This window comes from Pedobacter fastidiosus, from assembly GCF_014306625.1.
Taxonomy (GTDB): Bacteria; Bacteroidota; Bacteroidia; order Sphingobacteriales; family Sphingobacteriaceae; genus Pedobacter; species Pedobacter fastidiosus.
The window spans coordinates 40,973-51,548 of sequence record NZ_JACRYL010000002.1; the positions used below are offsets into that span (position 1 = coordinate 40,973).

A 10,576-nucleotide genomic window follows, 5' to 3' on the forward strand; every position below is an offset into this window, starting at 1 on the left:
AGAATGAAAGTTCAAAGGTTTCTCCACTGCGGTCGAAATGACGACTTGAAAAAATCAATGAATAGGTTCGTGAGTTTCACAACAAATACAAAACAAATTTTTTCCATGAAAAAATATCTTTATGTCTTAGTTTTAGCAACTATTGCTTTTTTAGGTTTTGGAAATTCTGCTTTTGCGCAATATCCAATTATTCCAGAGGCGATGGAAAAGAAAGCTGATTCTCTTTTAAAAAGTATTGAAGACAAGTCTGAACTTCAATTTTTGAAAGTTAAATCTTTTGTTGATGAAGAGGCAAAACATGGCAAACCCTACATTCCTTGGGCAGCCAAACCGAGCGATTTACCTCAATCCAAAATGGTTGCTTTTCCAGGCGCTGAAGGTGGTGGTGCTTATTCTTTTGGTGGTCGCGGTGGTAAAATATATGTAGTAACCAGTCTGGAAGATGCTGGAAAAGGAACCTTACGTGAAGCTTGTGAACAAGGTGGAGCGAGAATTATTGTTTTCAATGTTTCAGGAATTATCAAACTAAAAACACCGCTAATTATTCGTGCACCTTACATTACTATTGCTGGTCAAAGTGCGCCAGGCGATGGGGTTTGTGTAGCGGGCGAATCGGTGTGGATTAATACACATGATGTGGTCATCCGTTATATGCGTTTTCGTCGTGGAGCAACTGATGTGACGCGAAGAGATGATGCGATTGGAGGTAATCCAGTGGGAAACATCATCATCGACCACGTTTCGGCGAGCTGGGGTTTGGACGAAAATATGTCGATTTATCGCCACGTGTATGACCCGAAAGATGGCTCAAAGCCTGTTAAGTTGCCAACTGTAAATGTGACCATTCAAAACTCTATTTTTTCTGAGGCTTTGGATACTTACAATCATGCTTTTGGGAGTACGATTGGTGGGTTAAATTCTACTTTCATGCGAAACCTTTGGGCATCGAATATTAGTCGTAACCCATCTGTAGGCATGTACGGCGATTTTGGCTTTGCCAATAATGTAATTTTCAACTGGTGGAACAGAAGTGCTGATGGTGGTGACAATGCATCGTTTTACAGTTTCGTAAACAATTATTACAAACCCGGACCAATTACTCCTGCAGGCGAACCGATTTCTTATCGTATTTTAAAACCGGAATCGGGTAGAGATAAAAAATTTACCAATGATTTTGGAAGAGCTTACGTTACCGGAAATATTATTGAGGGTAACGATAAAGTAACCAAAAATAATTGGGATGGTGGTGTTCAGCCTGAAAGTAAACGCGATAAACAAAAATTATTAGATTCGATTCGTACGGACAAACCTTTGCCAATGTCGAAGATTTCGATTATTGATACCAAAAAAGCTTACGATTATGTGTTGGCAAATGCAGGTGCAAGTTTACCCATTCGCGATGCAGTTGATAAACGGATTGTTGAGCAAGTGGCAACAGGTAAAATTCAGCATGTTGAAGATGGGAAATTGCCGGCTTTTCAAAGTTATGTGAAGCGCCGTTTGCCAGCCGATTCGTATAAAAAAGGGATTATTTCTGATATTGCACAAGTTGGTGGTTATCCTGAATATAAAGGAAAACCTTATGTAGATTCGGATAGTGATGGTATTCCTGATGCTTGGGAAACCAAAAATGGTTTGAACCCGAAAGATGCAAAGGATGCAGGAAAGATTTCGAAATCAGGTTATTCTAATATCGAAGTTTATTTAAATAGCTTAGTGGATGTGAGTAAGGTGAGGCCTTAGTTTCCTACTGTCATTCTGAGGCACGAAGAATCTGCAAACGATGAAAAACGAAACTTAAATAACCCACAGCCAAATACGGAAGTGAGCAGGCAAAGGGCAGTAAATAATAGGTCAGGGATTCTTCGTTCCTCAGAATGACAGTGAGGGTTTTGTCATTCTGAGGCACGAAGAATCTTCAAACGATGAAAACGAAACTTATATTATATAGCAATGAACCATAATTATTTTGTCTACATCTTAACAAACAAAAACAAAACTGTTTTATATACTGGTGTAACAAATGATTTAGAAATTAGGCTCAGCCAACATATTGAGAATAAAGAAAATAAATTTGCTTTCACTTACAAATACAATTGCCACTATTTGGTTTTTCATGAAAGACATCAGTTTATTGAACATGCAATTGAACGAGAAAAAGAAATTAAAGGCTGGACAAGGAAAAAGAAAGATGAACTCATTGAAATTGAAAATCCTAATTGGAGATTTTTGAATGAAGAAGTAGTTGAAAGATAAAATTACAAAATCAACTTTGTCATTCTGAATGTAATGAAGAATCTGCAAGCTATTAAAATGAAATGCTAACGAACTACTGCCATAAAGGAAGAGGGTAAGCAAAGACAGTAATTAATAAGTTGCAGATGCTTCGTGCCTCAGCATGACAGCCAGGGTTTCGCAATGACGGAGCGTATAAAACAAACAAAGACATTAATGTTAAATACTAACCAAAAATATCACTTACAAAAAAGCTTTGACAACTTTCTAAGCATACCGCTATTAAAGTTGTCAAAGCTGATGTTTTTAATATGCTTTCTATCAGCTGGGCTAACTACTTTTGCCCAAAAAACAAAACCCATCGAACCTCCAAAACCTATTTTCAAAGGTAAAGATGGCAAAATGGCTTACACGCCCGATGAACTGGGAAACCGTATTCCTGATTTTTCTTATGCAGGTTACATGGCAGGTGAAAGAGCCATTCCAAATGCTACAATTAAAGTAATTGTTCCGGTTTCAAAAGGCGATGCCACTTTAAGAATTCAATCCGCCATCAACTTTGTATCCAAATTACCCATTGGAAAAGATGGTTTACGTGGCGCAGTTTTATTAGAAAAAGGATTATATGAAGTTGCTGGAACTTTAAAGCTGTCAGCCTCTGGCGTTGTGCTTCGTGGTAGCGGAATGGGCGAAAACGGAACTAAAATTTTCGCCACAGGTTTAGATAGAATCGGCGTTATCCGGATTTTGGGAAAAAAGAATAAGGTAGAAGAAGTTCCAATTGCTATAAACGATACTTATGTTCCAGTTAACTCGAATAAATTAACCCTATCAAACATCGCTGGCTTTAAGGTCGGTGATAAAATCATCATCAATCGCCCATCAACAAAAGAATGGATTGAAACCCTTAAAACTGTAGAATTTGGTGGTGGAGAAAGTGCTTTAGGTTGGAAACCTGGAACAAGAGATCTCCATTGGGATAGAAAAATCACAGCAATAAATGGTTCGACCATCACTTTTGATGCTCCGATTACCACAGCTTTAGATTCAAAATATGGTGGAGCAACGGTTTCAAAATATGCATGGGATGGAAGAATCGCACAATCAGGTGTAGAAAATTTAAAAATCGAATCTGATTATCACAAAGAAAATATTAAAGATGAATACCACCGTTGGACGGCCATTTGTTTGGAAAACGTGGAAGATGGATGGGTTCGTCAGGTGGTTTTTGAGCATTTTGCAGGCTCTGCAGTAAATGTGTTGGAAACTGCAAAAAGAATTACAGTGGAAGATTGTAAATCACTGGCTCCAATTTCCGAAATCGGTGGCGAAAGGCGCTATACTTTTTTAACTACGGGTCAGCAAACGCTTTTTCAAAGATTGTATTCAGAATATGGCTACCACGATTTTGCAGTCGGTTTTTGTGCTCCCGGACCGAACGTTTTCGTTCAATGCCAAGCTTATTTGCCATTCAGTTTTAGTGGCGCAATCGATAGCTGGGCATCGGGCGTTTTGTTCGATATCGTAAATATTGATGGACAAGCATTAAGTTATTTAAACCGCGGACAAGATGGACAAGGTGCAGGCTGGACAACTGCAAATAGCGTTTTTTGGCAGTGTAGCTCAGCAAGAGTAGATAATTTTCAGCCACCAACTGCTCAAAATTGGGCTTTCGGAACTTGGGCACAATTTTCTGGAAACGGATATTGGGATATGTCGAACGAGCAAATTCAGCCCCGCAGTTTATATTATGCACAATTAAAAGATAGATTAGGTAGCGAAATTGATTCCAGAGCTTTTGTGCTACCAATGGAAACAGAAGCATCAAGCTCACCACCTGTTGATGTGGCCCAAAAACTGACCAAATTAGCTTACAAACCTGCCTTAACGGTTTCAGAATATATTGATTCGGCAACGGAAAGAAATAGAATTTCGCTTGATGCTAATCAGGCTAAAAGTATCGATAAAATTGGTTTGGATAAAATTGTTCAACCTGAAATGGCAGGTGCAATGACCATTAAAAATGGTTGGTTGGTTCGTGGTAACGAAATCGTTGTCGGCAACCGCCAGGAAGTGCCTTGGTGGAACGGAAGTGCTCGTCCGTATGGATTAAAAAACACCAAATTTCATGTTACGCGTTTTGTTCCCGGCCGTGCAGGAAATGGTTTAACCGATGATTTGGATGAAATAACAGATTCTATGAAAAATGGTTCTGTAAAAGTGTTAGACCACAATTATGGCCTTTGGTACGATAGAAGAAGAGATGACCACGAGCGGATTCGCCGAATGGATGGCGAAGTTTGGGCACCTTTTTACGAGTTGCCTTATGCCCGTAGCGGACAAGATAAAGCTTGGGATGGTTTGAGTAAATACGACATCACGAAGTACAATCTTTGGTATTGGGATAGGTTAAAGCAATTCGCTAATCTGGCCGACCAAAAAGGTTTGGTTTTAATCCACGAAAATTATTTTCAACACAATATTATCGAAGCCGGAGCGCATTATGCCGATTTCCCCTGGCGTACAGCGAACAATATAAACAATACCGGTTTCCCTGAACCTGTGCCTTATGCTGGCGATAAACGTATTTTCATGGCAGAACAATATTATGATGTAACTAACGAACATCGCATGGCGATACATAAAGCTTACATCAGAAAATGTTTAGAAAATTTTGATGGAAATTCTGGCGTAATCCAGTTAATTGGTGCTGAATTTACTGGTCCGTTGCATTTTGTTCAATTCTGGATTGACACCATTAAAGAATGGGAAAAGGAAACAGGTAAACATCCGATTATTGGTTTAAGTGTTACCAAAGATGTTCAGGATGCTATTCTTGCTGACCCAAATCGGGCAACTGTTGTCGATTTAATCGATATCAGGTATTGGCATTATCAGGCTGATGGAAAAGTTTATGCACCGCAAGGAGGTTTAAGTCTGGCTCCTCGCCAACACGCCCGTTTGCTAAAACCAAAGAAAACATCTTTCGAAGAAGTTTATCATGCCGTATCAGAATACAAAAATAAATTTCCTGAAAAAGCTGTGATGTATTCTGGCGATAATTTTGATAGTTTCGGTTGGGCAATTTTAATGGCGGGTGGTTCTTTATCAAATGTAGATGGAATTGATGGCAAGATTTTGAGTTCTGCATCTTCAATGAAACCTTTTCTTCCGGCAGGAAAACCGGCAAAACAATACGGCTTAGAAAATGCTGGTAAGGCTTACATTTTGTATAATTCATCAGCAGAAGCAATGAACCTCGATTTAAGTAAATCAACAGGAAAATTCAATTTAAAAGTGTTAAATGCAAAAACGGGAAAAGTTATCAAAGAAGAAAAAATAAATGGTGGAACTGTTGCCAAAATAAGTAAAACTGCATCAGGAGACGAGGTAATCATCATCAATAAAATTTAACATGAACTTTAAATATAAAATATTTCTACTTGCAGTAGTTTGTTTTCTCGCCTTTGGATGCAGGAAAAAGCCTCATTTTGGGGATAAAAGTCTCTTGATTCTGAAAACTCTAGATATTTAACCACTGGTGATGGGAAGCCATTCTTCTGGTTAGGCGACACAGCCTGGCTTTTGTTTGGAAGATTAACCAGAGAAGAAGCCAATACCTATTTGGAAGACCGTAAACAAAAGGGTTTCAATGTTATACAGGTGATGTTGTTGCATGATGTTCCATCGAGAAATGTCTATTTGGATTCTTCTGTTGTTCATGCAGATGTTTCGAAACCAATGATTACTCCGGGTAATAATCCGAAAGATTCGCTCGCTTACGATTATTGGGACCATGTAGATTATATTATTGATAAAGCTGCAGAAAAAGGGCTTTATATGGCTTTGGTTCCTGTTTGGGGAACAAACGTAAAAGCAAAAAAAGTTAATAAAACGCAGGCAAAAGCTTATGCTGAATTTTTGGCGAAACGGTTTAAAGACAGGTGGAACATCATTTGGTTAAATGGTGGCGATATTAAAGGAAGCGAGGGCATGGATGTTTGGAAAACCATTGGCGAAACTTTACGAGTAAGCGACCCTAATCATCTAATTACTTTTCACCCAAGAGGGAGAACTGCCTCTTCGCAATGGTTCCAGAATGCGAGTTGGTGCGATTTTGATATGGTTCAATCCGGCCACCGCCGTTACGACCAGGATACTTCTAAAAATGAAAAACTGCATTATGGCGAGGATAACTGGAAATATATTGAATCAGATTATAAGTTGAAACCTACGAAACCAACGATTGATGGAGAACCATCTTACGAGGATATTCCGCAAGGTTTACACGATACTACTCAGCCTCGTTGGAATGACGCAGATGTGAGAAGATATGGTTATTGGTCGGTTTTTGCTGGTGCTTTCGGCTACACTTACGGCCATAATTCGGTAATGCAGATGTACAAAAAAACGGATTTAAAACCGGCTTATGGTCCGAAAGACCAATGGATAACTGCGATAAACGCACCTGGAGCTCAACAAATGCAATTCCTAAAAGATTTAATGTTATCGCATTCTTATTTGGACCGTGTGCCAGACCAAAGTTTGGTTGCAGGCAAGAACGGTGAAAAATACGAGCGTGTTATTGCAACCAGAGGAGAAGAATTCGCCATGCTTTATACTTACACAGGAAAAAATTTCAGCGTACAATTAGGTAAAACCGATGGCGATGATGTAAAAGCATCATGGTTCGACCCAAGAACAGGAAAAGTTACGCCAATTGGTGAATTTGAAAATAAAGGTGTGAGGGAATTTAATCCGCCTGGAGAACCTTCAAATGGTAACGATTGGGTTTTGGTGTTGGAGAAGATATAATTCGGTCGTCATTGCGAGGAGGTACGACGAAGCAATCTCATTTATGGAGTCAGATTGCTTCAGCTCGCACAGGCCCGGCTTCGCAATGACGACCGTATTAAACGTCATTGCGAGGCACGAAGCAATCTGATATGCCAGCAACCTTTAAAATTGCTGTCATTCTGAGGTACGAAGAATCCGCAACCAATTAGCACTACTGAAACCTAACCCACCATTTTGGTTCGGTGGTAGTTTTCTGTGACACGTGATTCTTCACTGTGTTCAGAATGACAAAGTTGGTGATTTAGGTGGGTGTTTATAAGAACGGTCGTCATTCCCAATTTGATTGGGAATCTTAATACTTTGGCTTTTCTTAGCATTAAGATTCCCGCCTGCGCGGGAAGGACGACAATTTAAAAGTGAAGGGTTTAAAAGAAATAAAAAAATGTTAAAAGCAAAGTTCATATCACCATTTCGTTTCGCCATCATTGGCCTGGCTTTGTGCGGATTAACTTCTTGCTCAAAACAAGCTTATTTATTTACCTCTTTCCACGAGCCTGCAACGGAGGGTTTACGTTTTTTATACAGTTACGATGCCTACCATTGGACAGATTTGAACAAAACATTTTTAAAACCCGAAGTTGGAACGCAAAAAGTTCTACGTGACCCATCAATAGTTCAAGGACCAGATGGTACTTTCCATTTAGTGTGGACTTGCAGTTGGAAAGGCGATAAAGGTTTCGGTTATGCAAGCTCAAAGGATTTAATCACGTGGAGCGAGCAAAAATTTCTTCCAGTGATGGAAAGCGAGCCTAAAACCGTAAATGTTTGGGCTCCTGAAATTTTTTATGATGAGGAAAAAAAGGAATTTGTAATTATCTGGGCATCTACTATACCTTTTCGTTTTGCAAAAGGAATTGAAGATGAGGATAATAATCACCGGATGTACAGCATCACAACCAAGGATTTTGTGAGTTTTTCAAAACCCAGTTTGTTTTTAGATCCAGGTTTTAGCGTTATCGACGCAGTAATTGTAAAAAGAGCTTCTAAAGATTATGTGCTAGTTTTAAAAGATAATACCCGCCCGAACAGAAATTTGAAAGTGGCTTTTGCCAAAGATGCCTTAGGTCCGTATGAAAGTGTTTCGGAAACTTTTAGTCCGAAGTTAACCGAGGGACCGACAGCTGTAAAAGTTGGAAAAGATTGGCTGATTTACTTCGATGCTTACGGGCAGAAGATTTATTCAGCTTATAAAACATCAGATTTTAAGACTTTTAAGGATGTGACATCGGAAGTTTCAATACCAGAGGGGCATAAACACGGAACGATAATTAAAGTGAAAAGAAAAGTGATTGAAGGGTTGAAAAATAATAGATAACTCGTCATAGCATACAAGGTCGTCCTTTCGAGCGAAGAGCAACGTAGCCGAGAAATCTTTTTAGCTCGTTTAAAAGGTCTCTCCACTACGGTCGAGATGACGACATATTTAAAGAAAAATGAGGTTTTAATACCAGAGGGGCATAAACACGGAACGATAATTAAAGTGAAAAGGAAAGTGATTGAGGGGTTGAAAAACTCCATGTAGAAATGACCACCAAGACACAAAGAACACCAAGGCTAGTTAATTTCCTTTGTGTCTTTTGTGCCTTTGTGGTTCAAAATAATAGCGAATGAAAATATTTAAAATACTTTGTTTAACCCTGCCATTTGCACTTGCGATACAAACCTTGCAGGCACAAGATACGGTGCGTTACACGGGAAAAACTTTGGTGAATGCTGATTACCATCATGGGCAACTTTCGCCGGTAATGGGTGTGCATAACATCCAAACTTTTAGAGCGAACAGAGAACATCCTAAATTGGCAGAAAACTTTGGCTGGACCTACAACATGCCCCAATGTTGGCCTATTGGAACAACAAATTTTATATTGAATATTTAAGTGATAAAGTTGGAGAAAGCATTCCACCTGGTCAAACTTTAGTTCAATCATCAAAAGATGGTTACACTTGGACGAAGCCAGAAGTTGTTTTTCCGATTTACCGTATTCCCGATGGAACAACAAAAGAGGGTAGAACCGACGTAGCAAAAGATTTAGATGCCGTAATGCACCAACGGATGGGTTTTTATGTTTCCACAAAAAATGTATTTCTGATTTTGGGTTTTTATGCCATCAGTTTCGATGCAAAAGACGACCCGAATGATGGTCATGGAATTGGTAGAGCTGTTCGTGAAATTCAAGCGGATGGGAAGTACGGTCCAATTTATTTCATTCACTACAATCCTGGTTATTCGGAGATGAACACAAAATATCCTTACTTCACAAAAAGTAAAAATAAAGCTTTCGTTGAGGCATGTAATGAATTGTTGGCGAATAAGTTAATGACGCAACAATGGAATGAAGAGGCCGATAGAAAAGACCCTTTAATCACCTTGCAGAAGCAATATAAAGCTTTCAGTTACTATCATTTACCCGATGGAAGAGTGGTTGGTTTATGGAAAAATGCCTTAACAGCAATCAGTACCGATAATGGGAAAAGCTGGCCGGAAAGTGCTTTTCGTGCACCAGGTTTTGTAAATAGCAATGCTAAAATCTGGGGACAAAAAACTTCAGATGGAAATTACGCTACAGTTTATAATCCATCAGAATACCGTTGGCCATTAGCGATTTCAACCAGTAAAAATGGTTTAGATTACACGAATCTGCTTCTGATAAATGGCGAAATTACACCCATGCGTTATGGTGGAAATTATAAATCTTACGGTCCGCAATATGTTCGTGGCATAGAAGAGGGAAATGGCAAGCCTGCCGATGGAAAGCTATGGGTAACCTACAGCATGAACAAAGAAGATATTTGGGTTTCATCAGTTCCATTGCCGGTTAGCGATAAGGCCTTACAGCATGTTGATGATGATTTCTCGAAACTTCCAAAAGGAAAAGAACTGGAACAGTGGAATATTTACAGTCCGCTTTGGGCACCTGTTAAAGTAGAAAATGGCGCTTTGGTTTTAAAGGATAAAGACCCTTTCGATTATGCAAAAGCTGAAAGATTATTTCCTGCATCGAAAAAGATAATTGCCTCATTTTCAGTTACGCCAAAACAAAATGATTTCGGATTGTTGGAAATCGAACTGCAAGATGCAAAAGGAATGGCAAGTGTTCGCTTGACATTTGATACTGCCGGAAATTTGAGCGCAAAAGCCGGTGCCCGCTACAAAAACTTCATGAAATACGAAGCTGGGAAAAGCTACGATATTAAATTGAAATTAGATGCGCATACTCGGTTTTATTCGCTCACGGTCAATGGAAAAGAGACTTCAATGAGTTTAGCTTTCCAGCCTGTAGCTTATGTTTCCAGGATTGTTTTCCGTACCGGAGATGTTCGACATTTTCCTGATGTGGATACACCTGCTGACCAGGATTACGATTTGAAAAATGCAGGTGAGTCAGAGAAAAAGGAAGCTGTTTATTCGATTAAATATTTAAAAACGGAGGGATTTTAGAATGAAGAATAAGTCAAGCATCATAGCACTTATACGTATCGTCAT

The 10,576-nt window shown here is 39.2% G+C and carries 6 protein-coding genes and 2 pseudogenes; all 8 read left to right on the forward strand.

Annotated elements, in window-relative coordinates; translation table 11 throughout:
• The first annotated feature begins 105 nt into the window (after positions 1-105).
• The 8 genes and pseudogenes from H7U22_RS02260 (at position 106) to H7U22_RS23545 (ending at position 10,531) form a co-directional block, all read left to right on the forward strand.
• A complete protein-coding gene (locus H7U22_RS02260; protein ID WP_187069726.1) occupies positions 106-1,743 on the forward strand; it encodes a pectate lyase family protein in 1,638 nt (545 codons plus the stop codon).
• Between the two features lie 210 nt (positions 1,744-1,953).
• Complete coding sequence (locus tag H7U22_RS02265) at positions 1,954-2,256, forward strand: GIY-YIG nuclease family protein (protein WP_187069727.1); 303 nt, start codon at positions 1,954-1,956, stop codon at positions 2,254-2,256.
• Between the two features lie 279 nt (positions 2,257-2,535).
• Positions 2,536-5,649, forward strand: coding sequence for a DUF6298 domain-containing protein (locus H7U22_RS02270; RefSeq protein ID WP_187069728.1), 3,114 nt, complete (start codon positions 2,536-2,538; stop codon positions 5,647-5,649).
• A gap of 159 nt (positions 5,650-5,808) precedes the next feature.
• A pseudogene (locus H7U22_RS02275) lies at positions 5,809-6,699 on the forward strand (apiosidase-like domain-containing protein); the annotation flags it as partial.
• 39 nt (positions 6,700-6,738) lie between these two features.
• Positions 6,739-7,050 carry a putative collagen-binding domain-containing protein gene (locus tag H7U22_RS22995; protein ID WP_248284674.1) on the forward strand — a complete coding sequence of 104 codons (312 nt, stop codon included), beginning with the start codon at positions 6,739-6,741 and terminating at the stop codon, positions 7,048-7,050.
• Between the two features lie 424 nt (positions 7,051-7,474).
• Positions 7,475-8,407, forward strand: coding sequence for a glycoside hydrolase family 43 protein (locus H7U22_RS02280; protein ID WP_222621783.1), 933 nt, complete (start codon positions 7,475-7,477; stop codon positions 8,405-8,407).
• A 292-nt stretch (positions 8,408-8,699) separates the two neighbouring features.
• A pseudogene (locus tag H7U22_RS23540) lies at positions 8,700-9,415 on the forward strand (six-hairpin glycosidase); the annotation flags it as partial.
• A gap of 450 nt (positions 9,416-9,865) precedes the next feature.
• Complete coding sequence (locus tag H7U22_RS23545; protein WP_449581625.1) at positions 9,866-10,531, forward strand: hypothetical protein; 666 nt, start codon at positions 9,866-9,868, stop codon at positions 10,529-10,531.
• Positions 10,532-10,576 lie beyond the last annotated feature (45 nt).

What these genes read in the sequence shown, in the direction of transcription:
- H7U22_RS02260 (WP_187069726.1), top strand. Translation starts at nt 106, where the DNA reads ATGAAAAAATATCTTTATGTCTTAGTTTTAGCAACTATTGCTTTTTTA.
- H7U22_RS23545 (WP_449581625.1), top strand. Translation starts at nt 9,866, where the DNA reads ATGAACAAAGAAGATATTTGGGTTTCATCAGTTCCATTGCCGGTTAGC.
- H7U22_RS02280 (WP_222621783.1), top strand. Translation starts at nt 7,475, where the DNA reads ATGTTAAAAGCAAAGTTCATATCACCATTTCGTTTCGCCATCATTGGC.
- H7U22_RS22995 (WP_248284674.1), top strand. Translation starts at nt 6,739, where the DNA reads ATGTTATCGCATTCTTATTTGGACCGTGTGCCAGACCAAAGTTTGGTT.
- H7U22_RS02270 (WP_187069728.1), top strand. Translation starts at nt 2,536, where the DNA reads ATGTTTTTAATATGCTTTCTATCAGCTGGGCTAACTACTTTTGCCCAA.
- H7U22_RS02265 (WP_187069727.1), top strand. Translation starts at nt 1,954, where the DNA reads ATGAACCATAATTATTTTGTCTACATCTTAACAAACAAAAACAAAACT.